Source organism: Streptomyces marincola (genome assembly GCF_020410765.1).
Classification (GTDB): domain Bacteria; phylum Actinomycetota; class Actinomycetes; order Streptomycetales; family Streptomycetaceae; genus Streptomyces; species Streptomyces marincola.
On the sequence record NZ_CP084541.1, the window covers coordinates 5,902,517 to 5,928,418 of the forward strand.

Annotated in this window: 22 protein-coding genes and 1 pseudogene; 12 read left to right on the plus strand and 11 right to left on the minus strand. The window is 73.2% G+C overall.

Features of this window, described 5'->3' with window-relative positions; translation table 11 throughout:
• Nucleotides 1-44: 44 nt before the first annotated feature.
• The 5 genes from LC193_RS26080 (at nt 45) to LC193_RS26100 (ending at nt 5,457) form a co-directional block, all read left to right on the plus strand.
• Nucleotides 45-1,400 carry an ABC transporter substrate-binding protein gene (locus LC193_RS26080; protein ID WP_226077824.1) on the plus strand — a complete coding sequence of 452 codons (1,356 nt, stop codon included), beginning with the start codon at nt 45-47 and terminating at the stop codon, nt 1,398-1,400.
• Nucleotides 1,397-2,365 (plus strand): carbohydrate ABC transporter permease, encoded by a 969-nt coding sequence (locus tag LC193_RS26085; RefSeq protein WP_226077825.1) that lies wholly within the window; start codon nt 1,397-1,399, stop codon nt 2,363-2,365. The genes LC193_RS26080 and LC193_RS26085 overlap by 4 nt, the downstream gene beginning before the upstream one ends.
• Nucleotides 2,362-3,267, plus strand: coding sequence for a carbohydrate ABC transporter permease (locus LC193_RS26090; RefSeq protein WP_226077826.1), 906 nt, complete (start codon nt 2,362-2,364; stop codon nt 3,265-3,267). Before LC193_RS26085 ends, LC193_RS26090 begins: the two co-directional genes overlap by 4 nt.
• Nucleotides 3,264-4,253: a zinc-dependent alcohol dehydrogenase family protein gene (locus LC193_RS26095; RefSeq protein ID WP_226077827.1), complete on the plus strand. Its 990-nt coding sequence runs from the start codon at nt 3,264-3,266 to the stop codon at nt 4,251-4,253. The genes LC193_RS26090 and LC193_RS26095 overlap by 4 nt, the downstream gene beginning before the upstream one ends.
• A gap of 235 nt (nt 4,254-4,488) precedes the next feature.
• The gene (locus LC193_RS26100) at nt 4,489-5,457 is read left to right on the plus strand and encodes an SDR family oxidoreductase (protein WP_226077828.1); all 969 of its coding nucleotides are present in this window, start codon (nt 4,489-4,491) and stop codon (nt 5,455-5,457) included.
• A gap of 62 nt (nt 5,458-5,519) precedes the next feature.
• On the opposite strand, the gene LC193_RS26105 is transcribed toward LC193_RS26100, so the two are convergent.
• Entirely contained in the window at nt 5,520-7,331 is a 1,812-nt protein-coding gene (locus LC193_RS26105) for a polysaccharide lyase family 8 super-sandwich domain-containing protein (RefSeq protein ID WP_086157390.1), read from the minus strand.
• A 141-nt stretch (nt 7,332-7,472) separates the two neighbouring features.
• On the minus strand, nt 7,473-8,336 hold the full coding sequence (locus tag LC193_RS26110) for a LysR family transcriptional regulator (RefSeq protein WP_226077829.1): 864 nt from the start codon (nt 8,334-8,336) through the stop codon (nt 7,473-7,475).
• A gap of 93 nt (nt 8,337-8,429) precedes the next feature.
• On the opposite strand from LC193_RS26110, the gene LC193_RS26115 reads away from it, so the two are divergent.
• Nucleotides 8,430-9,314 (plus strand): aldo/keto reductase family oxidoreductase, encoded by an 885-nt coding sequence (locus LC193_RS26115; protein WP_226077830.1) that lies wholly within the window; start codon nt 8,430-8,432, stop codon nt 9,312-9,314.
• Nucleotides 9,315-9,382: 68 nt separating this feature from the next.
• On the opposite strand, the gene LC193_RS26120 is transcribed toward LC193_RS26115, so the two are convergent.
• Nucleotides 9,383-9,781, minus strand: coding sequence for a hypothetical protein (locus LC193_RS26120; protein WP_086161946.1), 399 nt, complete (start codon nt 9,779-9,781; stop codon nt 9,383-9,385).
• A gap of 154 nt (nt 9,782-9,935) precedes the next feature.
• Nucleotides 9,936-10,751 carry a methyltransferase domain-containing protein gene (locus LC193_RS26125; RefSeq protein WP_404819489.1) on the minus strand — a complete coding sequence of 272 codons (816 nt, stop codon included), beginning with the start codon at nt 10,749-10,751 and terminating at the stop codon, nt 9,936-9,938.
• Nucleotides 10,752-10,945: 194 nt separating this feature from the next.
• Between LC193_RS26125 and LC193_RS26130 the strand changes: the two genes are divergently transcribed.
• Nucleotides 10,946-12,010: an MBL fold metallo-hydrolase gene (locus tag LC193_RS26130; RefSeq protein ID WP_226077832.1), complete on the plus strand. Its 1,065-nt coding sequence runs from the start codon at nt 10,946-10,948 to the stop codon at nt 12,008-12,010.
• Between the two features lie 58 nt (nt 12,011-12,068).
• On the opposite strand, the gene LC193_RS26135 is transcribed toward LC193_RS26130, so the two are convergent.
• Nucleotides 12,069-12,719 (minus strand): DsbA family oxidoreductase, encoded by a 651-nt coding sequence (locus tag LC193_RS26135; protein ID WP_226077833.1) that lies wholly within the window; start codon nt 12,717-12,719, stop codon nt 12,069-12,071.
• Between the two features lie 75 nt (nt 12,720-12,794).
• Between LC193_RS26135 and LC193_RS26140 the strand changes: the two are divergent.
• Nucleotides 12,795-13,052 (plus strand): annotated as a pseudogene (locus tag LC193_RS26140) (winged helix-turn-helix transcriptional regulator); the annotation flags it as partial.
• A gap of 58 nt (nt 13,053-13,110) precedes the next feature.
• On the opposite strand, the gene LC193_RS26145 reads toward LC193_RS26140, so the two are convergent.
• Both LC193_RS26145 and LC193_RS26150 read right to left on the minus strand, forming a co-directional pair.
• Nucleotides 13,111-13,845, minus strand: coding sequence for a DedA family protein (locus LC193_RS26145; RefSeq protein WP_226077834.1), 735 nt, complete (start codon nt 13,843-13,845; stop codon nt 13,111-13,113).
• Entirely contained in the window at nt 13,842-14,618 is a 777-nt protein-coding gene (locus tag LC193_RS26150) for an MBL fold metallo-hydrolase (RefSeq protein ID WP_226077835.1), read from the minus strand. The genes LC193_RS26145 and LC193_RS26150 overlap by 4 nt, the downstream gene beginning before the upstream one ends.
• Before the next feature lie 110 nt (nt 14,619-14,728).
• Between LC193_RS26150 and LC193_RS26155 the strand changes: the two genes are divergently transcribed.
• Nucleotides 14,729-16,795, plus strand: a complete 2,067-nt coding sequence (locus LC193_RS26155; protein WP_226077836.1) for a phage holin family protein — start codon at nt 14,729-14,731, stop codon at nt 16,793-16,795.
• A 42-nt stretch (nt 16,796-16,837) separates the two neighbouring features.
• On the opposite strand, the gene LC193_RS26160 is transcribed toward LC193_RS26155, so the two are convergent.
• Nucleotides 16,838-17,119, minus strand: a complete 282-nt coding sequence (locus tag LC193_RS26160; protein ID WP_226077837.1) for a hypothetical protein — start codon at nt 17,117-17,119, stop codon at nt 16,838-16,840.
• Nucleotides 17,120-17,868: 749 nt separating this feature from the next.
• On the opposite strand from LC193_RS26160, the gene LC193_RS26165 reads away from it, so the two are divergent.
• Complete coding sequence (locus tag LC193_RS26165; protein WP_226077838.1) at nt 17,869-19,062, plus strand: helix-turn-helix domain-containing protein; 1,194 nt, start codon at nt 17,869-17,871, stop codon at nt 19,060-19,062.
• A 119-nt stretch (nt 19,063-19,181) separates the two neighbouring features.
• Nucleotides 19,182-19,487 carry a 4a-hydroxytetrahydrobiopterin dehydratase gene (locus LC193_RS26170; protein WP_086157377.1) on the plus strand — a complete coding sequence of 102 codons (306 nt, stop codon included), beginning with the start codon at nt 19,182-19,184 and terminating at the stop codon, nt 19,485-19,487.
• A 42-nt stretch (nt 19,488-19,529) separates the two neighbouring features.
• On the opposite strand, the gene LC193_RS26175 is transcribed toward LC193_RS26170, so the two are convergent.
• The gene (locus LC193_RS26175; protein ID WP_086157376.1) at nt 19,530-20,372 is read right to left on the minus strand and encodes an aldo/keto reductase; all 843 of its coding nucleotides are present in this window, start codon (nt 20,370-20,372) and stop codon (nt 19,530-19,532) included.
• Between the two features lie 156 nt (nt 20,373-20,528).
• Between LC193_RS26175 and LC193_RS26180 the strand changes: the two genes are divergently transcribed.
• On the plus strand, nt 20,529-21,557 hold the full coding sequence (locus tag LC193_RS26180) for a bile acid:sodium symporter family protein (protein WP_226078887.1): 1,029 nt from the start codon (nt 20,529-20,531) through the stop codon (nt 21,555-21,557).
• Here LC193_RS26180 and fdhD read toward each other — a convergent pair.
• Nucleotides 21,458-22,384, minus strand: coding sequence for a formate dehydrogenase accessory sulfurtransferase FdhD (fdhD, locus tag LC193_RS26185; protein ID WP_226077839.1), 927 nt, complete (start codon nt 22,382-22,384; stop codon nt 21,458-21,460). The two genes, LC193_RS26180 and fdhD, sit on opposite strands and share 100 nt — an antisense overlap.
• An 85-nt stretch (nt 22,385-22,469) precedes the next feature.
• Nucleotides 22,470-25,631: a glycosyl hydrolase 115 family protein gene (locus LC193_RS26190; RefSeq protein WP_226077840.1), complete on the minus strand. Its 3,162-nt coding sequence runs from the start codon at nt 25,629-25,631 to the stop codon at nt 22,470-22,472.
• Nucleotides 25,632-25,902 lie beyond the last annotated feature (271 nt).

A 25,902-nucleotide genomic window follows, 5' to 3' on the forward strand; every position in this document is an offset into this window, starting at 1 on the left:
CGGGCGGTGCGGCCTCGCACGCCCGGAAACCAGGAGTCTCGACCATGCGCAGCAAGAGCCGAAGCACCACGCGTGCCCTGGTCGCCAGCGCGGCGGCCTGTACGCTGCTCGCCGCCTGCGCCGGAGCCGGAGGCCACGGCTCCGGCGGCGACAGCATCAACGTCCTCATGGTCAACAACCCGCAGATGGTCCAGCTCAGGGAGCTCACCCAGGAGCACTTCACCGAGGAGACCGGGATCGAGGTCCACTTCACGGTGCTCCCGGAGAACGAGGTCAGGGACAAGATCAGTCAGGACTTCGCCAACCAGTCCGGCCAGTACGACGTGGCCACGATCAGCAACTACGAGACGCCGATCTACTCGGGCAACGGCTGGCTCCAGCCGCTCGACGAATACCTCTCCTCCGACAGCGACTACGACGCCGCCGACATCCTCCCGCCCATCCAGCGCTCGCTGACCGGCGAGGACGGCCACATCTACGCGCAGCCGTTCTACGGCGAGTCCTCGTTCCTGATGTACCGCACCGACGTGTTCGAAGAGCACGGCCTCACCATGCCGGAGAGGCCCACCTGGCAGGAGGTGGCCGACCTCGCCGCCGAGGTCGACGCGGCCGAGGAGGACATGAAGGGCATCTGCCTGCGCGGCCTGCCCGGCTGGGGCGAGGTCATCGCGCCGCTGACCACGCTGGTCAACACGTTCGGCGGCACGTGGTTCACCGCCGACTGGGAAGCCGCGCTCACCGAGCCCGAGTTCGTCGAGGCCACCGAGTTCTACGTGGACCTCGTGCGCGAGCACGGCGAGGCGGGTGCCGCCCAGTCCGGCTACGCCGAGTGCCTGAACAACATGGTCCAGGGCAACACCGCCATGTGGTACGACGCCACCGCGGGCGCCGGCTCGCTTGAGGCGGCCGACTCCCCGGTGCGCGGCACCATCGGCTACGTGCCCGCGCCGGTCGTGGAGACCGAGAGCTCGGGCTGGCTCTACACGTGGGCCTGGGGCGTGCAGCGGGCCTCGGCCAACCCGGACGCCGCCTGGGAGTTCATCTCCTGGGCCTCCGGCACGGAGTACGAGGAACTCGTCGGCGAGACCCTCGGCTGGGAGAACGTCCCGGCCGGCAAACGGGCGTCCACCTACGACGACCCGCGCTACCAGCAGGCGGCCGGCGCGTTCTGGGAGGTGACGCGGGACGCCATCGCCGAGGCCGACCCGTTCGACCCGGGCGTGCAGGAACGGCCGGTCCCGGGAGTGCAGTTCGTCACCATCCCCGAGTTCGCCGACCTCGGGACCCGCGTGTCGCAGGAGATCAGCGCGGCCATCGCCGGGCGGCAGAGCGTCCGGGACGCGCTGGAGACCTCCCAGGACATGGCCGAGGAGATCGCGGAGGAGCACCGGAACCGATGAACACCACGACCACCCGCACCCCCGCGCCCCCCGCCCGCCCCGCGGCGGGAGCCGCCCGGCCGCCGCGGCCGAGCCGGGTCTCGTCCTGGGCCCGCAGGGCACCGCTCCTCCCGGCCCTGATCTTCCTCGTCGTCGTCACGCAGCTGCCGTTCGCCGCCACCCTGGTGATCTCGCTGTGGGACTGGAACGCCCTCTACCCGGACGACCGCGCGTTCACCGGATTCGGCAACTACGGCACGGTGCTGGGCGATTCCGACCTGCGCGGCGCCGTCCTCACCACGGCGCTGCTGACCGCCACGGTCGTGCTGGTCAGTCTCGTGCTCGGGCTCGCGCTCGCGCTGCTCCTCGACCGCCGCTTCCGCGGGCGCGGCGTGGTGCGCACCATGGCCATCACGCCGTTCCTGCTCGTGCCGGTGGCCGCCGCGCTGATGTGGAAGCACCTGCTGTTCAACCCCGAGTACGGGCTGCTCAACGGCCTGCTCGCCGCGTTCGGCGACCTGTTCGGGTTCACCGCGCCGCAGCCGGACTGGATCTCCGAGATGCCGCTGCTCGCGGTGGAGGCGGCGCTGATCTGGCAGTGGACGCCGTTCATGATGCTGATCCTGCTGGCCGGCCTCCAGAGCCGCCCGCTCGAACTCACCGAGGCGGCCCGCATCGACGGCGCGAACAACTGGCAGATCTTCGCCCACCTGACGCTGCCGCACCTGCGCCGCTACATCGAACTCGGCGGCCTGCTCGGCTCGATCTACATCGTCCAGCACTTCGACGCGGTGTTCACCATCACCGCCGGCGGTCTCGACACCGCCAACCTGCCCTACGTCGTCTACCAGGAGTTCTACCAGGCGCAGGACTACGGCGTGGCCTCCGCGGCCGGGGTGCTCGTCGTCCTCGGCTCGCTGCTCATCGCCACGTTCGCGCTGCGCGTGGTGTCCTCGCTGTTCCGGGAGGAGGGGAGCCGGTCATGACGACCGCCGACCTGAAGACCACGACCGCCCGCCCCGCGCGGCAGGCCGCCGGCCGCGCCGCCCCCCGCCCGCCCGGCGGCGGCCGGTGGCGCTCGGCGGCGCTCACGCTCGGCGCGTGGGTGGCCGGACTGCTGTTCTTCCTGCCCGTTGCGTGGCTGGTGCTGACGTCACTGCACTCGGAGTCCGACGCGGCGAGCAACCCGCCCGCGGTCATGGCCCCGCTGACGCTCGACAACTATCGCGAGTTCTTCGGCACCTCGATCTGGGAGGGGCCCTGGCCGCCGCTGATCAACTCGGCCACCGCGTCCCTGGCCTCGACCGCCCTGGTGCTGCTCCTCGCGCTGCCGGCCGCCTACGCGCTGACCATCAGGCCGGTGAAGGCGTGGCGCGACACGCTGTTCTTCTTCCTGTCCACCAAGATGCTGCCGGTCGTGGCCGGGCTGCTGCCGGTCTACCTGTTCGCGCGGAACATCGGCTTCCTCGACCACGTCTGGCTCCTGGTCATCCTCTACACCTCGATGAACCTGCCCATCGCTGTGTGGATGCTCCAGTCCTTCCTCGCCGAGGTTCCCTCATCCGTCATCGAGGCGGCCCAGCTGGACGGCGCGAGACTGCCGGTGGTGCTGGGGCGCGTGGTGGCGCCCATCGTGCTGCCCGGCATCGCCGCCACGGCGCTGATCTGCTTCATCTTCAGCTGGAACGAACTGCTCTTCGCGCGGGTCCTCACCGGCGTCAGGGCCGAGACGGCCCCGGTGTTCCTGACCAGCTTCATCACGAGCCAGGGCCTGTTCCTCGCCCAGCTGGCCGCCGCCTCGATCGCCATCTCCCTGCCGGTGCTCGCCGCGGGGTTCGCCGCCCAGGACAAGCTGGTCCAGGGTCTGTCGCTAGGAGCTGTCAAGTGAAAGCCGCCCTCATCGAATCCGTCGGAAAGGTCAAGGTCACCACGGTCCCCGATCCGACCCCGGGGCCGCGCGAGGTCGTGGTCAAGGTCGCCGCGTGCGGCCTGTGCGGCACCGACCTGCACATCAGGGAGGGCGAGTTCGCGCCCCGGCTGCCGGTGGTGCCCGGCCACGAGTTCGCGGGCGAGGTGGTGGCCACCGGGCGGGAGGTCACCACGCTCGCCGAGGGCGACCGGGTCGCGGTCGACCCCTCCCTGTACTGCCACGAGTGCCGCTACTGCCGCACGGGGCACGCCAACCTGTGCGAGCGCTGGGCGGCGATCGGCGTGACGGTGGCGGGCGGCGCCGCCGAGTTCGCGGTGGCGCCCGCGGCGAACTGCGTGAAACTGCCCGAGCACGTCTCCACGCAGGACGCGGCGCTGATCGAGCCGCTGTCCTGCGCGATCCGCGGCTACGACGTCATCCGCTCCACGCTGGGCGCCCGGGTGCTGATCTACGGCTCGGGCACGATGGGCCTGATGATGCTCGAACTGGCCAAGCGGACCGGCGCGAGCGGCGTCGACGTCGTGGACGTGAACCCGGAGCGGCTGGCCACCGCCGAGCGGCTCGGCTGCTCAAGGACGGCGGCCGGCGCCGACGAGTTCGACCGGCCCGAGGGCTGGGAGTTCGTCATCGACGCCACGGGCAACGCCGCCGCCATCCAGGACGGCCTCGGCCGGGTCGCGAAGGCCGGCACGTTCCTCCAGTTCGGGGTGTCCGACTACGCGGCCCGCGCCACCATCGAGCCCTACAAGATCTACAACCAGGAGATCACCATCACCGGCTCGATGGCCGTGCTGCACAGCTACGAACGCGCCGCCGACCTGTTCGCGGCGGGGCTGCTGGACCCGTCGGTGTTCATCAGCGACCGGCTGCCGCTCGACGAGTACCCCGAGGCGCTCGACCGGTTCGCGGCCGGCATCGGCAGGAAGATCGTGGTCACGCCGTAGGCTCGCGCGGTCGTGGGCGCCGGCGGCCGGACGGGCGGCCACCGGCGCCGTTCACGTGCGGGGGCGCGGCCGTCCGCGCGGCGCTCGCGCGGCCCGGCGGGGGCCGCGGCCGGCTCAGCCAGGGACTGGCGATCCGCGGCTCAAGGGGTCCTGAACATCCGGGCCCGATCCGGCGAGTATGAGGGTGATCACGCCGATCGCGCGGGCGGCGCCCGCTGATCCCAGGAGACCTCTCATGCCGAAGGCCATCGACATCCCCGTACCCGACCTCGCCGGCCGGCTCGCCCTCGTCACGGGCGCGAGCGACGGGATCGGGCTGAACATCGCCGCGCGGCTCGCGCGGGCCGGCGCCGAGGTCCTCATGCCGGTGCGCGACCCGGCCAAGGGGGAGGCCGCCGCGCGGCGCATCCGCGAGCGCGTGCCCGACGCCCGGCTCGACGTCCGCACGCTCGACCTGGCCTCGCTCGCGTCGGTCGCCGCCTTCGCCGACGAGCTGCTGCGCGAGGGGCGCCCGCTGCACATCCACATCAACAACGCCGGCGTCATGACGCCGCCCACCCGCCAGGTCACCGAGGACGGGTTCGAGCTCCAGTTCGCCACCAACCACCTCGGGCACTTCGCCCTCACCGCCCGGCTGCTGCCGCTGCTGCGGGCCGGCGCGGCGCGCGTGACGACGCAGGTGAGCGTCGCGGCGGCCAGGAACGCCGTCCACTGGGACGACCTCGCCTGGGAGCAGCGCTACCACGCGCAGAAGTCGTACGCCTCCTCGAAGATCGCGACCGGCCTGTTCGGGCTTGAGCTGCACCGCCGCGCCACCGCGGAGGACTGGGGGATCAGGAGCAACCTGTCGCACCCCGGCATCTCGCCCACCAACCTGCTGGCCGCGCAGCCGGGGATGGGGCGCCCGCGGGACACCACGGCGGTGCGGGTGATCCGCGGGCTCTCCCGCCGCGGCATCCTGGCCGGCACCCCCGAGTCGGCCGCGCTGACCGCTGTGTACGCGGCGACAAGCCCGGAGGCCGAGGGCGGCCACCTGTACGGCCCGAGCGGACCCTTCCACCTCGGCGGCGCACCGGCCGAGCAGAAGATGTACGCCCCGCTGCGAAGCGCGGAGGACGGCCGGCGGATCTGGGAGCTGTCGGAGCGGCTGGTGGGCGTGCGTTTCCCGGGCATGGAGGAACACCGGAACGAGAACCGTCGCTAGGGCGTTCGGTCCGGATCGTCCGATCGTCAGGGCGGGTGCGCCGCGCCTTCGACCGCGAGGCGTCAGTCGGCGATGCCGGAGCCGAGGGCGATGCCGGTGGTGTCGTGCCGTGCGGTGAGCGTGACGCCGGTGCCGCGGCAGTGGACGGCTTGCAGGGCGGCGGTGTTGGCGAGCACGGCGACGCCGGGCCGCGCGGCGCGCTCTCGGGTTGTCTCCGCGTCGGCGTCGGGCAGGATGAGCCAGGCATAGAAGGCGCCTTCAGGTCTGTGGCCGTGGTCGACGCCGACGTGGAAGACGTTCGCCGTCTGCGGTGTTGCTCTTCCGTTCTCCGTGATGTCGGACCAGCTGCCGGATCGGGGATGGGTACCGGCGAGTACCTCGGAGTGCTCGACCAGGGGGATGTACCCGATGCGACCCTGATGTACCCAGTCCTGGCCGGTCGGGCCCGGCCCGATCGTCACGGGCCCGGTCGCCAGCCGCTGGTCGATGGTGGTGATCACCGGGTGCTCGGCCGAGGGGGCGCTGATGTGCGTGCCCAGGGCGATCACCATGTCGCCGAAGCAGAACCAGGCCTTCCAGCCGTCCGCGATGCGGTCGGTACCGGCGAGCCGCATGAGGGCGATGCCGAGGCGGCCGTCGGTCCATCCAGCGACGTCGTCGCCGGCTCCGCGCCGCTCGTTGGGGCGGGGAAGAAGCGCCGCGGGATCGGAGGGCTGTTCGGCGGTGATGCCGGGGAGGCGTGCCCAGTCCCATACCGGGAGGACGGCGCGGTAGCCGTCCTCGGGGGTGTCGCCCACGCGGATCGCCGCGACTCCGTCGGCCAGGTGGCGGCCCCGCAGATTCTCGCCGGCGAGGCTCTCCGTCGGGATGGTCCGGGTCGAGGACATCCGTACGGAGAGCGACCAGCCGGGCCGGCGGTGTGCCAGATAGTCGGAGCGGGGGTAGTACCGGCAGCCGACCGGACCGCCCGGCCCCGCACCGTCCGCGTCGCCGGCTCCGAGCTGTTCCAGGCGCCGCGCGAAGGCCGTCAGTTCTCGGGCTCTGGGCGGCCCGGTCGCCAGGAGCCGCCGCAGGGACTCCCGGAGGGCGGCGCCGGCCCGGTGCGCGGTTTCGCGGGTGACCTCACGGCCCATGAGCGTGAAGTCGTAGCCGTCGCCGTGGAGGGCCCACTGCTGGCCGTCGAGGAGGTAGTCGACCAGCAGCTGTACCTGCTCCTCGTCGAACGCCCACGGCGTGTCGTGTACGGCGTGGACCCACGGGACGATGGTGGTGACGAGGGAGGCACCGTAGCCGCCGGCGTAGGGCAGCGGCCCGTGGTGATGGAAGCTCAGGTCGTCCTGGATGCCCTCGCTGTCGGACGGGCGCAGCACGGTCGCCATGCGGCCGACCGCCGCGGCCAGCAGGTCGGCGTCTCCGACGAGGACGGCGCGTCTCAGCTCGACCCCCTGGCGCCAGATGATGTTCTGCCCCGTCATCTCCACCGGGCCGGCGGAGTCGCCGAGCCAGTCGCCCCACTGCTCGCGTTCTTCCGCGCCGAGCCGGTCGTGCAGCAGAAGGAGGGAATCACCGACGTTCTGCGGGACGCCGATCTCGTTGTACCACCAGTTCGCGGCGTGGATTCCGAGGCGCCGCCAGCCCTCCAGCGCGCGCAGCGCTTGGCCGTGGTGAGCCGTCGAGCGGGCCAGGCAGCGGGCGCGGTCCAGGTGGCCGATCGCCTCCCACTCCACGCCGTCGGGGGCGTCGTAGTCGATGTCGGGCCAGGTGCTGTCGTCCCCCAGCGTGTCGGCCAGGCGCTCACGTTCCGCGGCAGCCGGCGGGTCGGCGGTCAGCAACTGCGCGCACAGGCGCATGCGGACACTGTCGAGTCCAGGCATGCACGGAAATCTCTCATCCGACAACGCCGGATGGCATCCGGTTTCCTACGGGCGCCCGCACCCTCCACCCCGCACGCATCCTCGTCCGGTCCGCATGGTGATCCGAACGAACAACCTGGGCCGCCGGAAGGCGAGGGCCGGTCATAGCCGGGTGGCCGTGCGGATCAGCCCGGCGAGGGCGAGGGAGCGGCTGTGCGCGGGCCAGGCGATGTGGGTCACGACAGGAGGTGCGTCGGCCAGGGGGACGGCGGCGTGCTCGGCCCACAGCCAGGCGCGGGCCGAGTCGGGGAAGACGGCCACGGTACGTCCGAGGGCGATCAGCTGGGCCAGCTGCGTCTGGTCGTGGATCTCGGGGCCAGGGCCGGGCGGGTAGACGCCGTGGCGGGACCAGCGGGCGAGCGGAAGATCGGGGATGTCGCCGACCTCGGCCAGGGTCAGGCTCTTCCGCGCGGCGAGGGGGTGGCCGGCGGGCAGGACGGCGATCTGCCCCTCGGTCATCAGTTCCTCGCTGTCGAACCCGGCGAGGGAGTTGAACGGCTTGTGCATGAGGGCCACATCGGCGCGGCCGTCGCGCAGCATCTCCTCCTGCTCACAGGTCCCGCTCGGCAGCACCTCGACCTCGGCGGCGTCGGGCTCGGCCGCGTAGGCGTCGAGGAGCTTGTGCAGCAGCTCGTGGGACGCGCCGGCCTTCACCGCCAGCACCAGGCGGCTACAGGGGCCGCCCGGAGTGTCGGCGCCACCGGCGCGACGGGTGCGGCGAGCGGCGGCGGTGGTCGCGTCGAGGGCCGCGCGGCCCTCGTGCAGCAGCACCTCGCCGGCGTCGGTCAGGGAGACACCGCGGCGGTTGCGCTTCAGCAGACGGACACCGAGGCGCCGTTCGAGCTGCTGGATCGCCCGGGACAACGGTGGCTGGGCCATGCCGAGGCGCTCGGCGGCACGACCGAAGTGCAGTTCCTCCGCGACGGCCATGAAGTACCTCAGCTCGCGGGTCTCCAAGGTGTCCATGGCCGCAGCGTACCGCTGTGATACCCGCCGGGTATGACGGGGCGCTGTATCGGTATTGGCCGCGCCGCTGGTCCGCGGGCGAGCATCGACGGCATGAGCGAAACCACGAACACCCTCTCCGCTCCGCCGGCCGGTGGCACCTGGACCCTGGGCGATCTGCCCGTCACCCGCGTGGGCTACGGCGCCATGCAGCTCGCCGGCCCCGGGGTCATGGGCCCGCCCGCCGACCGCGACGGCGCGCTCGCTGTCCTGCGCGAGGCCGCCGCCCTCGGGATCACCCACATCGACACCGCGGGCGTCTACGGACCGCGCGTCACCAACCAGCTCATCCGTGAGGCGCTGCACCCCTATCCCGCGTCGTTGCACATCGTGACCAAGGTCGGCGCGGTCCGCGATCAGCAGGGCGGCTGGCCTCCGGCCCGGCGGCCCGAGGAGCTGCGCCGCGCCGTCCGCGAGAACCTTGAGGACCTCGGCCTCGACGCGCTCGACGTGGTCAACCTCCGGCTCGGCGACGCCCAGGGCCCCCGGCCCGGCTCGCTCGCCGAGCCCTTCGAAACCCTCGTCGAACTCCAGCGGCAGGGGCTGATCCGGCACCTGGGAGTGAGCAACGCGACGGCAGAACAGGTCGCCGAGGCGCAGGCGATCGCGCCGATCGTGTGCGTGCAGAACATGTACAACCTCGCCCACCGCCAGGACGACGAGCTGATCGACGAACTCGCCGGCGAGGGCATCGCCTACGTGCCCTTCTTCCCGCTCGGCGGCTTCACCCCCTTGCAGTCCACGGCGCTTTCCGCCGTGGCCGCCCGGCTGGACGCGACGCCGATGTCGGTCGCCCTGGCCTGGCTGCTGCGGCGGTCGCCCAACATCCTGCTCATTCCCGGTACTTCGTCGGTGGCACACCTGCGTGAGAACGTCGCCGGCGCGGGACTCCCGCTCCCCGACGAGGCACTCGCGGAGTTGGACAAGATCGGCCGGTAGCAGGACGCGGCCCGGCCCTCGGCAGCCATCACCCCCGGGGGATCATTGAGGTTGGCCCATCCGCCTCCTTACGAGGGGCCCGCGGAGCCGCGTTTGTCCTCGACATGGACGACACGCAGTTCGGTGCCGTCCTGATGACGCTTGGCACGTCCGCACAGCCCGATGGCGAAGTTGTCCTCGCCGTCGGGCTCTTGTGGCGCGACGTAGGTGAGGACGTCCTGGTGGTGACCGGTGACCACCCAGCCGTCGGCGTCCTTGACGTCGATCACCCCGAAGTCCCCCGCCGGAGAACCCGCTTGGACCGGGCCGAACTCCCTGAGCATTTCGGTCGCCTGCTCCGCGAGGTCACCATCGGGGGTGGTCAGTACGACACAGGTGCCGCGTTCGAACAGCACCCAGGACTTGCGAGGGTCGGTGAGAAGGCGCTGCCAGACGTCGATGAGTATCTCGGTGTTCACGGCGATCATCATGCCGCGGAGCACTGACACACCGTCACGGTCAGCCGATGGCGTCCACGCATACGCGGCACATCGCCATGCGAGTCCACCGGTCTCGACTCCCTTCCTCGTGTGACACCGGGGCGGCAGGACCCGGCCGGGGCCGCGCCGGGTGCCCCGCGCCTCAGTCCGCGCGGGGCACCCGGCACACGGCCTCGCCGTGCAGCACGGCGAACCACGCGTCCTCCCGCGCGCCCCAGGCGTGCCAGGCGTCCGCGAGCCGTCCCAGGTCGTCCGCGGTCGCGAGACCCCGGTCCAGCGCCTGCCGCGCCAGCTCGGATTCGGTGACGCGGTCCGCCCAGGAGGCCGACCACCAGGCGCGTTCCGCCGGGGCCGCGAAGCACCACGTCGACGCCGTGGCGGTCACCTCAGCGAACCCGGCCGCCCGCCCCCACGCGGCCAGCCGGCGGCCCGCGTCCGGCTCGCCGCCGTTCGCCCGGGCCAGCCGCCGGTACAGCGACAGCCACTCCGACAGGCCAGGCACCCGCGGGTACCAGGTCATCGCCGCGTAGTCGGCGTCCCTGACCGCGACCACGCCGCCCGGGCGGCATACGCGGCGCATCTCGCGCAACGCCCGCACCGGGTCGGGCAGGTGCTGGAGCACCTGGTGGGCGTGCACCACGTCGAAGGAGTCGTCGTCGAACTCCAGGGCGTGCGCGTCGGCCGTGGCGAATGTGATCGCCTCCTGCCCGCGGCGGGCCGCCTCGGCGCGCGCCTCGGCCAGGACCCCGGGGGCCCGGTCGACGGCCGTCACCCGGCCGGGGGCCACGCGCGCCGCCAGGTCGGCGGTCAGCGTTCCGGGACCGCAGCCGATGTCGAGCAGCGCCTGCCCCGGCCGCAGCTCGGGCAGCAGGTAGGCCGCGGAGTTGGTGGCGGTGCGCCACCGGTGGGAGCGCAGCACCGCTTCGTGATGGCCATGGACGTAACCCGTCTTTCCCATGCGGGACATCCTGCTCGCGTCTCGCATGGTGAGCAATAAGCGTTCACTATGCGGGCGCGGTCACCGCATCGGCGCAACGCGGCCCCCGGTCGGCGCGGCCCCCGGGGCCGCCCGTGCTGAGCTGGGGGAGGGCCGGTCCCGGCCCGGCCGCGGGAGCGGGCGCGGCCGGCGGGGCGGGCCGGAAGGAGGCCGCGATGGCGGAGCCGGCGGAGCACGCGCGGCCAGGCGGGCCCCCGCGCGGGCCAGGCCCCGCCTGGCCCCCGCCGCCCGCCGCGCCGCGCCCGCCGGGCGAGCGCAGGGCGTGGCCCCGCAGCTTCGCCGACCGCCTCACCACACCGCTGCCCGGGCTGCTCACCCTGGCCCGCGCGAGACCGCCGCGCCGACGGCCGCGCGCGGCCGAGGGCGGCGCGGGGCTGCCGTTCGCGCCGGGTCCGCTGCCGCCCGCCGACCCGCGCCGGCCGGCCGTCACCTGGGTGGGGCACGCGAGCTGGGTGGTCGCCATCGGCGGCCTGACCGTGCTCACCGACCCGGTGTGGTCGCGGCGCATCCTGGGCACCCCGGCCCGCGTCACGCCGGTCGGCGTGCCGTGGGCGGACCTGCCGCCGGTGGACGCCGTCGTCATCTCGCACAACCACTACGACCACCTCGACGCGCCCACCCTCAGGCGGCTGCCGCGCCGCACGCCCCTGTTCGTGCCGGCCGGACTCGGCCGCTGGTGCCGCCGCCGAGGGTTCTCCCGCGTCACGGAACTCGACTGGTGGGAGGCGGCGGAACTGCCCGCGCCCGCGGGCCCGGTGCGCTTCGACTTCGTGCCGGCGCACCACTGGTCCAAGCGCACCCTCACCGACACCTGCCGCTCCCTGTGGGGCGGCTGGGTGCTCACCGACGCGGCCGGGCGGCGGCTGTACTTCGCGGGGGACACCGGGTACGGGCACTGGTTCACCGAGATCGGCGCCCGCTGCCCCGGCATCGAGCTGGCGCTGCTGCCCATCGGTGCCTACGCGCCGCCCCGGCTCCAGCGCCCGGTGCACACCGACCCCGAGGAGGCGGTGCGGGCCTGCGGCGACGTGGGGGCGGCCAGGATGGCGCCGATGCACTGGGCGACGTTCCTGCTCACGCCCGAGCCGCCCGCCGAGCCGCTGGTCCGGGTGCGCGCCGCGTGGCGGGCGGCCGGCCGCCGGGACGCCGACCTGTGGGACCTGCCGGTGGGCGGCTCCGGGGTGCTGCCCGAACGGCCCCGCCCGAGCGGCCCGCCGTGACAGGAACCGGGTGAACGGGGTCGAACGAGGTTGAACAGGGTGAAAGGGGCGGCCCGGCCTACGCGCGGCTGCGCGCGCGCAGCTCGGTCAGAGCGCGTGTGAACGTCTCGACCGGCTGGGCGCCCGAGACGAGGAACGCGCGGTCGAAGACGAACGCGGGCACCCCGCTGAGGCCGAGCTGCCTGGCGGTCGCGATGTCCTCGCGCACGGCGTCCGCGTGCGCGCCGTCCGCGAGCGCGCGGCGCGCCCCCTCGGGGTCGCAGCCCGCCTCCTCGGCCAGCCGCACCAGCGTGTCGTGGTCGGCGAGGGACTCGCTCTGCTGGGTGTAGGCGGACATGAGCCGTTCCTGCACGGGCGAGGAGAGGCCGAGCGTCGCCGCGTGGTGCGCCAGGCGGTGGGCGTCGAAGGTGTTGGTCGGCCTGGCCTCCTCAAGGCGGAACGTGATCCCGTCCCCGGCGGCGGCCTTGCCGACCTGGCCGATCATTCCCGCGACCTGCTCGGCGGACAGGCCGTGCCTGCTGGTCAGGTCCTCGGGGAGCGTCATGGCGGCGTCGGTGGGCGCCTGCGGGTCCAGCTGGTAGCTGCGCCACACCACGGTGACGTCCTCGCGCGCGTCGAACCGGGCGAGCGCCGCCTCGAAGCGGCCCTTGCCGATCTGGCACCAGGGGCAGACGAGGTCGGACCAGATCTCGACGGTCATCTCACTCATGCGCTCACCATAGAGCATGCGGCTTACTGCTGGTAAGTGCCGTCCCTTTGGTACGTTCGGGGCATGAGCGCGGACATGCGGGAACCCGGTGGTACCCGGGCGGGTGGCGTCTTCGCCGGCGACTGCCCGGCGCGCACCGTGCTCGACCACGTCACGAACCGGTGGGGCGTCCTGATCCTCGTGGCGCTGCGCGAGCGGCCCCTGCGGTTCTGCGAGGTGCGCGACCGCGTCGGCGGCATCAGCGAGAAGATGCTGTCGCAGAACCTGCGGCTGCTCACGGCCGACGGCCTCGTCGCCCGCGAGGTCCAGCCGCTGGTCCCGGTGCGCGTCAGCTACGGGCTCACCCCGGTCGGCCGCGAACTGGCCGAGACGTTGCGCGGCACGATCGACGTCATCGAGGCCCGGCTGCCCGAGATCCTCCTGGCCCGCGAAGCCCACGCGAACGCCACCGGCGCCGCTTCCCCGGCCCCCGCCCCGGGGACGGCCCCCGGGCGCCGGGCCGCAGCCGGCGCCACCCGGCCGGGACCGCCGCGATCAGCAGCGTGAGCGCCACGGCCGCCACCACCCCCTGCCACGGGCGCGGGAACAGCGCGCCCCCCAGCATCCCGATCAACTGGTAGGTCGCCGCCCAGCCGAGCACCGCGGGCAGGTTGCCGCGCAGGTACACGTGCAGCGGCATCCGCGCCAGCAGGCACGCCAGCATCACGGGTATCCGCCCGGCCGGCACCAGCCGCGACACCAGCAGGACCGCGCTGCCGCGTCTGTCCAGCCGTTCCCGCGCCCGTGCCAGCGGCTCGGCCGCGGCCTGCTCCCGGATCCGGTCCAGCCAGCGCGAGCCGTTCCGCGAACGCACCCCGCGCCCGCCCAGCCAGTACAGGACCCCGTCGCCGAGGAACGCCGCCGCCGCCGCGACCACGAACACCCCGAACGAGAACGCCGCCGCGTTGCTGTGGTGGAACGCCACGGCCGCCGCCGAACTCACCACCGCGCCCGTCGGCACCAGCGGGACCAGCGCCCCCAGCAGCACCAGCAGGAACAGCGACGGGTAGCCGACCGCCTGCTGCGTCGCGTCCGGCGGCACGGCCCGCGTCGCGGCGAGCGCGCACTCCGCCCCCGCCGCCGTCACTCCGCCGCCACCAGCCGCACGCTCTCGCCGTGCCGCAGCCGGTGCACGGCCACCGTCGGCGCCAGACGCGCCGCGTGCCGCACGAACTCGTCACCCGGCGAGTGGAACTCGTGCGGGCGCACCCCCGCCATGCCGAACGGCCAGTACGTCCCGTAGTGCACCGGGATCGCGCCCCGCGGGCGCAGCCGGACGAGGGCCTGCGCCGCGCGCTCCGCGTTCAGGTGCCCGTGCCCCAGGCGCGGACCCCAGCCGCCGACCGGCAGCAGGGCCAGGTCCACCGGGCCCGCCTCCCTGGCCATCGCGTCGAACAGATCCGTGTCGCCCGCGTAGTACGTGCGCGCCTCGCCCTCCACCACGTATCCCAGCGCCGACACCCGCCGGGGCCCGATCGGCAGGCGCCGCCCGTCGTGCGCCGCCGGCACCGCCCGCACCGTCAGACCGCCCACCGGCACCCGGTCGCCCGGCGTCACCTCGCACACCTCAAGGCGCGCCGCGAGCCGCCGCAGCCCCGGCACCGCCCGCAGCGCGCCGCGCGGCAGCAGCAGCGGCGTGCCCGCCGCCAGCCGCGCCAGCGACCTCAGGTGCAGGTGATCGGCGTGCAGGTGCGAGACGAGCACCACGTCGGCGCGCCGCGCCGCGGCCGGCGGCAGGGTACCGCGGCGCCGCCGCAGATGCGCGCATCTGCGGGTGAAGAGCGGATCCGTCAGTACGGAGGTCCCCGAGTCGAGTACGGTCGCGGTGGCGTGTCCCCACCACGTGATGTCCACCGGCACGTGGAACTCCTTCCGCTCCGGCCCCTGCGCCCGTCGCCCCCGGCACGTCCAGGATGCCAGGCGCCGATTGGGGACAATGGCAGACCGGAAGGAAGGGCAGGTCGGTACCGGTGACCAGATGGCGCAGCGGCGGCGCGGCACTCCTGCGGGTGCTCATCGTGTGGGCGGCCGGCACCGCCACGATGGTGCTGCTCTCGCTCGTGCTGCCCGACTTCCGCCTCCAGTCGGCCGACGGCGACAGCCTCACCCGCATCGGGGCCACCGCCGCCCTCGGCGCGGGCGCGTTCGGGCTGCTCAACGCCCTGGTCTGGCCGTGGCTCGTCCGCGCCCTGCTGCTGGTCCCCGCGCTCGCCCTCGGCTCCCTGGTCTTCCTGCTCAACGGCTCCCTGCTGTGGCTCGCGCTCAGCGCCATCCCCGACGGACGCGGCTCGGCGGGCCCGACGACGGCCGTCGTGGTCGCGGCGTTCATGTCCGTCGCCTCCTCCGCGACCAGCACCTTCCTCGCCGTGCGCGACCCCGGCGCGCAGGGCCGCCGCCTGCGCCGGATGGCGGGCCGGCGTGCCGCGCGTTCCGGGCCCGCCAGGCAGTCCGGGGTGCCCGGCCTCGTGTTCCTCCAACTCGACGGCATCGGCTACCGGCGGCTCGTCGACGCGATCGAGGGCGAACGCCCCGAGATGCCCACCGTGGCCGCCCTGTGCGCGACCACGCACCGGCTCACGCCCTGGTACACCGACTGGTCGAGCCAGACGGGCGCCGCCCAGCTGGCCATCCTGCACGGCAGCAACGAGGACGTGCCCGCGTTCCGCTGGTACGAGAAGGAGACGGACGAGGTCATCGTCAGCAACCGCCCGTCGAGCGCGGCCGAGCTCCAGCGCCGCGCCGTCGGCCGCAGCGGCAGCCCCGGCCTGCTCGCCCAGGACGGCGCGAGCCGCGGCAACCTGTTCACCGGCGGCGCGGGGCAGGCCGCGCTCGTGCTGTCCATCGCCGCCAGGCGCGGTCGCGGCCAGCGTTCCCGGGCCGGGTACTTCGCCTACTTCTCCGACCCCGCCCACGCCGCGCGCACGGCCGCCTCCTTCCTCGCCGAACTGGTCCGCGAGGTCGGGCAGGCCGTGCGCGCGCGGCTGGCCAAGGCCGGGCCGCGCGTCAGCCGCGGCGGGCTCTACCCGCTGATCCGGGCGTTCGCCACCGTCGTCCAGCGCGACGTCGTCACCGCCGCCGTCATCGGCGACGTGCTCAACGGCCGCACCTCCGTCTACGCCGACCTCGTCGCCTACGACGAGGTCGCCCACCACTCGGGCCCCGACAGCCGCGACACGCGGCAGGTCCTGGCGCGCCTCGACCGCTGCGTCGCGCTGATCGCGCAGGCCATCGCGCACGCCCCGCGCCCCTACCACCTCGTGCTGCTCTCCGACCACGGGCAGAGCCACGGCGAGACGTTCGAGTCGGCGTACGGGCACACGCTGGAGGAGCTGGTCCGCATCGGCTGCGGGCGGCCCGTGCCCCGCGCGCACCGGCGCCATGAGACGGGCGCCGAGGCCCGCGGCGCCGCCCGCGCCGCGCTCCACCGGCCGGAACGCCCCGCGCAGCCCCCGGCCGTCGCGCCCGAGCGCACCGGCCGCGACCGCCCCCCGGTCGTCCTGGCCTCGGGCAACCTCGGCCTCATCTCGCTGCCGGAACTCCCCGGCCGGGCGGACCGGCAGACCATCGAACGCCACTGCCCCGCGCTCCTGCGCACGCTCGCGGAGCACCCCGGCATCGGCTTCCTGCTGGTGCACGACGCGCGCCACGGGCCCGTCGTCCTCGGCGCGGGCGGCTCCGAACACCGGCTGGCCACCGGCGAGATCGTGGGCGAGGACCCGCTGGCCCCGTTCGGGCCGCGCGCCCCGGCCGTCGTGCGGCGCGCGGCCGGCTTCCCGCACGCCGCCGACATCATGGTCAACTCCTCGGTCGATCCCGACACCGGCGAGGTGCACGCGTTCGAGGACCAGATCGGCTGCCACGGCGGCCTCGGGGGCGAGCAGAGCCGCGCGTTCCTGATGTCGCCGCGCGTCCTGTCCGCGCCCGAGGGCGACCTGTCCGGGGCGGAGGCCGTGCACCGCGTGCTGCGCCGGTGGCAGCACGAGACCCGCCCGGGCCCGGGCGCCGACGCGGTCCCCGCGTCCCGAGCCGCACGGTGACGGCCCCGGGCGGTCGCGTCCGCCGCCCGGGGCCGGGCCCGGTTACGGCACGGCGCGGCGGGCGGGCCGGACCACGTGGGGGCTTCTGATGCGCGGGTCGATGCGGCGAGCGGCCCACATGACGGTGTCGCGGACCATGGTGAACGTCTCGCCCGAGTGGAAGAGCAGTTGCTTGCGGCCACCGGCGAGCGTTCTCATGTCGCGCACGGAGTACAGCATGCCGCCGATCATGACCCGGTCGTTGATACGCACGGTCGAGACGGTGATCTCCACCGCTGTCTCGACCGTGCCCGCACTGTGGCTGCCGCGCTGGGCGGGGGACATCAGTTCTCCTTCGGGGGGTCGGCGTCGGTCGCGCTTCGCAGCGGCTCCTGGCGCCGTGCGGCTTCTTTGAAGGCGCTGAGCAGGTGATTGGCGACCCGGCAATCCCGCCCGTGGCGGCAGGTCGAGCAGCCGACCACGTGGTTCGCGATGGCGCGCCGCACCGTTGCCGGATCACCCAAGCCGCTCGCCCCGCAAAGCGGCGACGCTCAGCGCCACAGCCAACGCCTCGGTGAGCTGTTCCGCCACGAATCGAGGATCGGCGTCTTCGTCCTTGAACATTCCACGTGCCCATCGCCGCACGCGGTTCGCGCGAACGTTCATGTCAGTCGTCGGCCTTGGCGCACAGATGCCCGGGAGTCAGAACGCCCGCTCCGCAGGCGTCGCAACGCCGCACCTCGGGCACGGGCTTCTTCCACGCCGCCAAGGCGTCCGGCGGCCAGTTGATCTCGTCAGGGCTACCGACCTCCCTGTGATCACCAGAATGGGTCGATTGTCCTTTAGTGTTGCGCATGCTGGCCTGTCACTCCCTTTCTGCCGGGCTGGTCGCCCCCGGGGCCCTGCCCGGCCACCGGGGGCGCTCGACTGCAACTGTCCGACCGAGGCCCGATCCTGCCGTAGCCTCGCGCCTACGCTTAGTTAACTGGCCTCGTCGATCTTTGAGTTGCACATAAGTTGCACAGATGGGCGGCCTCGCCCCCTGTGCGTGCGACCCTGGAAGGCGACCGAAACACCCATGGGGAGACGAACCGATGTCGAGCGCCGCACGTCCGGCCCCCGGAGCCCGGCTCGCCCAGTTGCGGAAAGAACGTCACCTGACTCAGGATCAGCTGGCCGCCGCTGCGGCGATCTCGAAATCCCTGCTGAGCAAAATCGAAGTCGGTGACCGCCCCCTGACCCCGGCCACCGCCGCCGCCCTGGGAAAGGCCATGGGGCTCTCCATGGCCGATGTGCAGGGACTCACCCCGCCGACACCGGCGCAGGAATCAGTGGTGGACGATCTCCGGGCGGCCATGCGCGACTACGATCTCCCGCGCAAGCGGGAGGTGTCCGGTCAGGAGGTGCGTCAGCGGCTGCGGCAGACGGAAGAACTGAGGAACGCCGTCGACCTGGCGCGCCTGATGCCCCTGTTGCCCGGCCTTCTGCGCGATGCGACCAGCCACGCCCACCGCTCGAACACATCGGAGTCGTGGGCGCTGCTCGGTGAGGTGTACAGCGTCGTGTACTGGTTGGCGGCGCGGCATCGTTGGCTCGATATGGCGGAGGTGGCCGTCGCCCGCGAGACGTGGGCGGCGGAGCAGATGGACAATCCGTTGTTCAGCGCGGTAGCGGCGCGCGACCGGGCGGGAACCTATCTGAACTTCGGGGACTGTGAAAACGGCCTGGTCGTCGTCGAGCGCGCGATCTCCGATGCCGAGAGTCGGCTTTCCGGTGACCGTCGTGACATCGCGGTCGGCCTGCTCAATCTCCGGGGAATGACGCTCGCCGGGCGCCTGCCGGACCACAGGGAGGCGCGCCGGGAGGCACATCGGCACATGCAGTATGCCGAGCGCGCGGCTTCGCGCTTTTCGCGGGAATTCAAGGTGCACGGGCTGTCGTTCGGGCGCAAGAACACCTTCACGCACCGCTTCGCGACCCTCATCGATCTCGGGGAGTCCCGCTCGGCTCTCGCGCTCGCGGACGATATCGCCGTCCCGCTGAGCGGACTGCCCGCCACCCGCCGGGCGCCGAGCTTCATCAACCAGGCCCGCGCCCGGGTGTCCCTCAACGACAACGACGGGGCGCTGGAGAGCCTGGCGCGCGCCTGGGACATCGCCCCCCAACTGGTGCGCATTCACCCGATGGCGCAGGAAGTCCTGCGAGTCGTGGACTCCAGGCACAAGAGGAGCAACCCGCTGCTCACCCGCCTGCTCGAACTGGCCGGAACAGGGAACCGAGGGAGCTGATCGCTGCCATGGACGCGGGTCTGCTCCGGGCCCGTGCCGTGCCCGTACAGTCGGGTGCCGAGGACACGACTCACCGGGCGGGCCCGGACCCGGGCCCGCGAGAAAGAGGGGAAGCAGCCATGGCGCCGAAGCCGTTGACCGGGCAGGAGATCGAGGAGGCGCTGGCCGGGCTGCCCGGCTGGGCGCACGAGGACGGCCGGCTGGTGCGGGAGTACGCGCTGCCGGGGCACCTGGCGGCCGTCGCGCTGCTCGTGCACATCGCGACCGTGCAGGAGGAAATGGACCACCACGCCGACCTGACCCTGACCTACAACCGGCTGGGCGTCGCCGTGAACACGCACAGCGTGGGCGGCAAGGTCACCGAGCTCGACGTGCGGCTCGCCCGCCGCGTCGAGGAGATGGCCCCGGCGCACGGCGCGAGCTGACCGCTCGCGCCGCGCGCCGGGCCGGTCGGGACCGGCCGCCGGTCAGTTCCAGTCGAACGTGTCCGGGTCCGAGCCCGTCCTGGTCCCCGAGTCCATGGCCGCGATGGCGGCCATGTCCTCGTCGTCGAGGGCGAAGTCGAAGACGTCGAAGTTCTCCGCGATCCGGGAGGGCGTCACCGACTTGGGGATCGCCACGAACCCGCTCTGGAGGTGCCAGCGCAGCACCACCTGCGCGGGGGTCTTCCCGTGCTTCGCGGCGATCGGCGCCAGCGCCTCGTCCTGGAGCAGCCCCTTGCCGGAGCCGAGCGGGGACCAGGCCTCGGTGACGGTGCCGAGTTCGGCGTCGAGGGCGGCGGTCTCGGCCTGCTGGAGGTAGGGGTGCAGCTCGATCTGGTTCACCGAGGGCACCAGGCCCGTCTCCGCCACGGCCCGCCGCAGGTGCGCGGGCTTGAAGTTGGAGACGCCGACGGCGCGCGCCCGGCCGGAGCGGTGGATCTCGTCGAAGGCCCGCAGGATCGTCAGGTAGTCGTCGCGCATGGGCCGCGGCCAGTGGATCAGGTACAGGTCCACGTAGTCCAGGCCCAGCCTGCCGAGCGAGGCGTCGAACTCCCGGAGCACCCCGTCCCTGGTCCAGGTCTCGGTGGCGCTGTTCCACAGTTTCGTGGTGACGAACAACTCCTCGCGGGGCAGCCCGGAGGCGACGAGTGCCCGGCCGGTGCCCTCCTCGTTCCCGTAGATCGCGGCGGTGTCGATGCTGCGGTACCCGGCGTCGAGCGCCTGGGTGACCGCGACCTCGGCCTCCGCGTCCGGTACCTGCCACACCCCGAAGCCGAGCTGCGGCATCTTCACACCGTTGTTGAGGGTCACATGGGGGACGCTGCTCACGAGTGCATCAGTCCTTGTCGATTGCTGATCGGACGGACGGTCGAACGGATGGTCGCACGTCGGGCGACGTGCGGGGCCGAAGGGGTCCGCTCGGCCCATCGTCCATGATCCGCCCCCGGGCCGCTCGCGGCGGGCGGCGCGGGGCGCTGGGGGATGATGTCCGTCGTGCGCGCACTGACCCGTTTCCTCGACCCCTACATCGTGCTGCTCCTCGGCACGGTCGGGCTCGCCGCCCTGCTGCCCGCGACCGGCGGCGCGGCCACGGCGGTGGACGGCGCGGCCACCGGCCTCATCGGGCTGCTGTTCTTCCTCTACGGCGCCCGGCTCTCCACGCGCGAGGCGCTTGAGGGCCTGCGCCAGTGGCGGCTGCACCTGGCGGTGCTCGCGGCCACGTTCGCGGCGTTCCCGCTGCTCGGGCTCGCCGCGCGCGGCCTGGTGCCGTGGCTGGTCACCGACGAGCTCTACGACGGGCTGCTGTTCCTGTGCCTGGTGCCCTCGACCGTGCAGTCCTCGATCGCCCTCACCTCCCTGGCGCGGGGCAACGTGCCCGCGGCCATCGCCGCCGGGTCGTTCTCCAGCGTGCTCGGCGTGCTGCTGACGCCGCTGCTCGCCGCGGCCCTCATCGGCGGCAGCGGCGGCTTCTCGGCCGACTCGCTGCTCGGCATCGGGGGCCAGCTGCTGGCGCCGTTCCTCCTCGGCCAGGTGCTGCGCCGCTGGATCGGGGACTTCGTCCGGCGGCACCGGCGCGTGCTGTCGCTGGTGGACCGCGGGTCGATCCTCGTCGTGGTCTACGCCGCTTTCAGCGCGGGCATGACCGCGGGGGTGTGGCAGGAGGCGAGCTGGCGGCGGCTGCTCGCCCTGTTCTGCGTCGAGGCGCTGATGCTCGCGGCGATGCTGCTGCTGACCTGGTGGACGGCGCGCCGGTTGCGGTTCTCCCGGGCGGACCGCGTGGTGCTGGTGCTCGCGGGGTCGCAGAAGTCGCTGGCCGCCGGGCTGCCCATGGCGAGCGTGATATTCGGGGGGCAGGCCGCGCTGGCGGTGCTGCCCCTGATGATGTTCCACCAGACGCAGCTGATCGTGTGCGCCTACCTCGCCAGGCGCTGGCCCGCCGACCCGGACGCCCCGGTGGCCGCCGCGGGCCCGGGGGCCCCGCCCTCGCCGCCCGGCGGATCGGCGGGCAGCTGAAGGCGTTCGGTGCCCGCGTAGACGTTCATCGACGTCCCGCGCAGGAAGCCCACGAGCGTCAGGCCCGACTCGGCCGCGAGGTCCACGGCCAGCGAGGAGGGCGCGGAGACGGCGGCGAGCACGGGGATGCCCGCCATTACGGCCTTCTGCACCAGCTCGAACGAGGCGCGCCCGGACACCATCAGCACTGTGTCGGACAGCGGCAGCTCGCCCCGGGTCAGGGCCCGGCCCACGACCTTGTCGACCGCGTTGTGCCGACCCACGTCCTCCCTGACGTCGACGAGGTCGCCCGCCCCGGTGAACAGCGCCGCCGCGTGCAGCCCGCCGGTGCTGCGGAACACGCGCTGCGCGGCCCGCAGCCGTTCCGGCAGCGCGGCCAGCAGGGCGGGCGTCAGGCGCGGCCCGCCGGTCAGCGGCAGCGGCCAGGGGGCCGTGGTCCGCACCGCGTCCAGGCTGGCCTTGCCGCACAGCCCGCAGGAGGACGTGGTGTACACGTTGCGCTCCAGCCGCTCCAGCGTGATGTCGGGCAGCGGGACGCCGGCGGCCGGCCGCACGTCGACCACGTTGTAGTTGTTGCTGCCGTCGGGCGCCGTGCCCGTGCAGTACGCGATGCGGGCCACCTCGTCCGCCCGGGTGAGGACGCCCTCGCTGACGAGGAACCCGGCGGCGAGCGCGAAGTCGTCACCCGGCGTCCGCATGGTGACCGCGACGGCCCGGCCGGCGACGCGGATCTCCAACGGCTCCTCGCCGACCAGCGTGTCCGCACGCTCGGTGGCGCGCCCGTCCTTGATCCGCAGTACGCGGCGGCGCTCGGTGATCCGTCCCATACCGCCATCATGCCCCGCGCGGGCGGCGGGCAGTGCCGGGCCCGCCGCGCCACCCCGGCGCGGCGGGCCCGGGGCGCCGCGCCGCTCAGTCGCGGGCCCTGGTGCTCTCCGGCGGTCCCAGGTAGCTGGGCCGCAGCCCCCCGGTGTCGACGACGAGCTTCTGGAGCACGACCGTCGGGTCGACCATCCAGAACTTCAGCACGTGGCGGCCGGGCTCCGCGATGCTGTGGGTGGTCACGGTGAGGTTGACGTTGTCGGAGGTGTTGCGCTCCCACTGCTTGTTCATCGACGTGTCGTTCGCGCCGGTGACGGCGGTGACGTTCACGACCCGCGGCTCCTGGTCGTCGAACGACACGGCGTAGCACAGGCCGTCGGTCGGCAGGACGTTGTTGCGCGGCGACAGGTAGGCGTGCACCCGGACCTCTCCCGCGGTGAACAGCGTCAGCTCGTACTCAAGGCGCGGGCTCCGGCCGCCGGGGGTGCGGCGGCCGGCGGTCACGGGGAACGGCGTCATGCCGTCGCCCGTCCGGCCGATGTCGGGGATGCGCCGCCAGTGCACGCCCGTGGTGTTGACCGCGCGCGTGTGGTGGGCCGCCTCGATCGACACGTAGCCGCCCGCCTCGATGAAGCCGGCGAGCCGCCGCCGCGGCACGGCCGGGTTCTCGACCACGGCCGTCACCTCGACGCTCGCCCCGTCGGGGCCCGTCACGGTGATCGGCACCCGGGTGGTGCCGCGCGGCGCGGCGGAGAAGTCGACGGAGACCTCCGAGCGGATCTCGGTGTCCACGGTGCCCGAGCCTTCGGTGACGGTGATCCACGGCACGCCGGGCTCGATGCGGTAGGCGAACGGCGCGGACCCGCGGTTGAACACCTCGATCCACTGGCGCGGCGCGCTCTGGTAGGGGCTGAACGCGGGCAGCTCCGCCGGGGTGTTCGCGTGCGGCCACCACAGCGTCGAGCCGTCGATCGCGACGCCCATGTCCGGGCCCTCGGGCAGGTCGACGCGGCGCACGGGCGGGAACACCGCGTCGGGCAGCGCCACGTGGTCGGGGGTCTGCGGCTGCTGCCAGGGCGCGTCGGGGCCGTAGCGCTCGACGTCGCCGTAGCCGATCTTGGGCTGGGTCTGGAACCCGGCCCACTTCCCGTCGGCCAGCTCGGTGTTGAAGTAGTCCGACATGGCCTGGTCGTCGGCGAACCTGGCGTCGGTGGCGTCCGCCAGCTCGTTGGCCGAGGCCCGCCCCTGCGCGGCGTGGTGCAGGTTCGTGAACTGCGCGTGCCGCAGCGCGTACAGGTTCGCGGTGGCCTCCACCTGGTACTGCACCAGCTGGTAGTAGGCGTCGTGCCGGGCGGGGTCGAGCGCGTCGCCGATGCGCTGGGCCTCGGCGTCGAGCCGCTCCCACTCCTGGGTGACGCGGTCGAGTTCGCGGTAGTTCTCGATGCTGAACGGCGTCGCCCGGTCGTCGTACACCACGGCCGAGGAGTCGGTGGCGGGGTCCTTGGCCGGGTCGAGGGTGATGCGGCGGTTGAGCAGTTCGGGTTTGCGGCGGGCCTGGAGGACGCCGTAGGTGTGCAGCACCTCGGCGATCGCCTCGGCGTACCGCGGCCCGAAGTTCTGCTCGGCGTAGTGCCGTTCCCATTCGGGAAGCCGGTCGATGTCCCAGCGCTCGGGGTCCCAGGCGTAGTCGAGGAAGAACTGGAGCGGCATCTCCTCGGCCTTCATGTCACCGGCGTTGACGACCCAGAGGCGGTCGATGCCGGAGCGGTAGGACAGGTGCAGCTGCTCCCACGTGCTGGCCAGGTTGATGGTGTCGACCCACTTGTAGTTGCGCCCGCCGCCCACGTAGTCGAAGTGGTAGTAGATGCCGTAGCCGCCGGAACGTTCGGGCAGGCGCGCGTCGGGCACCTTGCGCATGTTGCCCCAGTTGTCGTCGCAGAAGATGACGGTGACGTCGTCCGGCGGGCGCAGGCCCTGGTCCCAGTAGCGCTGCACCTCCTTGTAGAGGGTCTGCACCTGCGGGATCGCCGACAGGTCCTCGGCCCCGGTGACCTCGGCCAGGATCTCGCGCTGGCTGTCCAGGATGGACCGCATGAGGTCGATGCCGTCGCCGTCGGGCAGGCTGACGTCGCCGTTGCCGCGCATGCCGAGGGTGACGACGCCCTCGAAGTCCTCCTCCGTCATGCGGCGGATGCCGTCGGCCCAATAGCGCTTGATGGCCTCGCCGTTGCGCCGGAAGCTCCACTCGCCGGTGCCGCCGTACGGGTCGGACCCGGGGGTGACGATCGCGCCGTTCCCGTCGCGCACGGCGGGCACCGCGTGCCGGTTCCACTCCTCGATGCCGCGCATCATGGGCGCCTCGTGCGAGGTGCCCATGACGATCCCGTAGGCCTTGGCGGTGGCGTGGTTGCGCGGGTCGTCCTCGGCGAACGCGCGCCCCCACACCGCGGGCCACAGGTAGTTGGCCTTCAGGCGCAGCATGACCTCGAAGACCTTGGCGAAGAACTCGCTGTTGAAGCCGTTGGGGAAGCCGGGCGCGTGCCCGCGGCCGAAGAACGCGGGGGCCCAGGTGCCGAGCGCCGGGTTCTCGTCGTTGATGAAGAAGCCCCGGTACTTCACGGCCGGGGTGCCCTGGGTGTGCCGGCCCGGCAGGGCGTACAGCTCCGGCTGGGTGCGGGCGGGCACGTCGTCCCACCAGTACCAGGGGGAGACGCCCATCTGGCGGGAGGCCTCGTAGACGCCGTAGATGGTGCCGCGCTGGTCGCTGCCCGCGATGACGAAGGCGCGGCGGACGCCGGGCAGCGGGTTGTGGACGATCTGCTGCCTCGCGGTCTCCCAGCGGCCCGCGATGCCGTCGACGTCGAGTTTGCCCGTCCTGGCCAGCCGGTCCACGAGCGGGCTGCGGCCGAGGGTGCCGACGATCACGACCTCGCGCGGGGGTTCGCGCCGGCCGCGGAACGCGTCGCGCACGACGTCGGGCGCGACCCCGGTGACCCGTTCGATGTCGGCCGCCAGGTCGTCGGCGACCCGGAGCACGCCGGGGTGGTCGTCCGGGTCGACCAGGACGGGGGCGGCGGCGCCGCGCGCGACGAGCGCGAGGCTGCCGGGCTGCCAGGAGCCGGAGACGAACGTGCCGCGGCCGGCCGGGGCGCCGGTCCGCGCGGGGGCGGCGGCGGTGGCGGTGGTGGTGGGCACGGTGGTGGCGGCGACGGTGAGGGGGAGCATGCTGAGGAAGGCACGGCGGCTCGTCATGGTCATTCTCCGCCCGGAAGAAGAGGTGGCCGATAATTTTCGGAAGATTCCGGAAGAAAGTAATGACGGACCGGTCCCGGGTCAATACCCTGGGCAACGGCCGATGTCCCCTTCACCACGCGGGTGTTCGGTGACCTGGGCAGTCCGCCCGGGGGCGGCTCATGAAAGTTTTCCGGCCCCGGTCGCGGCCCGCGGGCACCTGTTGACGCCCGGCCCGGCCACTGGTCCACTGGACGGCATGAGGTTCGAGCGCCGCCTGGTCATCCGCGGC

Excerpts from the sequence above, each read along its gene's own strand:
- LC193_RS26080 (WP_226077824.1), top strand. The coding sequence starts at position 45 with ATGCGCAGCAAGAGCCGAAGCACCACGCGTGCCCTGGTCGCCAGCGCG.
- LC193_RS26085 (WP_226077825.1), top strand. The coding sequence starts at position 1,397 with ATGAACACCACGACCACCCGCACCCCCGCGCCCCCCGCCCGCCCCGCG.
- LC193_RS26090 (WP_226077826.1), top strand. The coding sequence starts at position 2,362 with ATGACGACCGCCGACCTGAAGACCACGACCGCCCGCCCCGCGCGGCAG.
- LC193_RS26100 (WP_226077828.1), top strand. The coding sequence starts at position 4,489 with ATGCCGAAGGCCATCGACATCCCCGTACCCGACCTCGCCGGCCGGCTC.
- LC193_RS26105 (WP_086157390.1), bottom strand. The coding sequence starts at position 7,331 with ATGCCTGGACTCGACAGTGTCCGCATGCGCCTGTGCGCGCAGTTGCTG.
- LC193_RS26110 (WP_226077829.1), bottom strand. The coding sequence starts at position 8,336 with ATGGACACCTTGGAGACCCGCGAGCTGAGGTACTTCATGGCCGTCGCG.
- LC193_RS26115 (WP_226077830.1), top strand. The coding sequence starts at position 8,430 with ATGAGCGAAACCACGAACACCCTCTCCGCTCCGCCGGCCGGTGGCACC.
- LC193_RS26120 (WP_086161946.1), bottom strand. The coding sequence starts at position 9,781 with ATGATCGCCGTGAACACCGAGATACTCATCGACGTCTGGCAGCGCCTT.
- LC193_RS26125 (WP_404819489.1), bottom strand. The coding sequence starts at position 10,751 with ATGGGAAAGACGGGTTACGTCCATGGCCATCACGAAGCGGTGCTGCGC.
- LC193_RS26130 (WP_226077832.1), top strand. The coding sequence starts at position 10,946 with ATGGCGGAGCCGGCGGAGCACGCGCGGCCAGGCGGGCCCCCGCGCGGG.
- LC193_RS26135 (WP_226077833.1), bottom strand. The coding sequence starts at position 12,719 with ATGAGTGAGATGACCGTCGAGATCTGGTCCGACCTCGTCTGCCCCTGG.
- LC193_RS26160 (WP_226077837.1), bottom strand. The coding sequence starts at position 17,119 with ATGTCCCCCGCCCAGCGCGGCAGCCACAGTGCGGGCACGGTCGAGACA.
- LC193_RS26165 (WP_226077838.1), top strand. The coding sequence starts at position 17,869 with ATGTCGAGCGCCGCACGTCCGGCCCCCGGAGCCCGGCTCGCCCAGTTG.
- LC193_RS26170 (WP_086157377.1), top strand. The coding sequence starts at position 19,182 with ATGGCGCCGAAGCCGTTGACCGGGCAGGAGATCGAGGAGGCGCTGGCC.
- LC193_RS26180 (WP_226078887.1), top strand. The coding sequence starts at position 20,529 with ATGTCCGTCGTGCGCGCACTGACCCGTTTCCTCGACCCCTACATCGTG.
- fdhD (WP_226077839.1), bottom strand. The coding sequence starts at position 22,384 with ATGGGACGGATCACCGAGCGCCGCCGCGTACTGCGGATCAAGGACGGG.
- LC193_RS26190 (WP_226077840.1), bottom strand. The coding sequence starts at position 25,631 with ATGACGAGCCGCCGTGCCTTCCTCAGCATGCTCCCCCTCACCGTCGCC.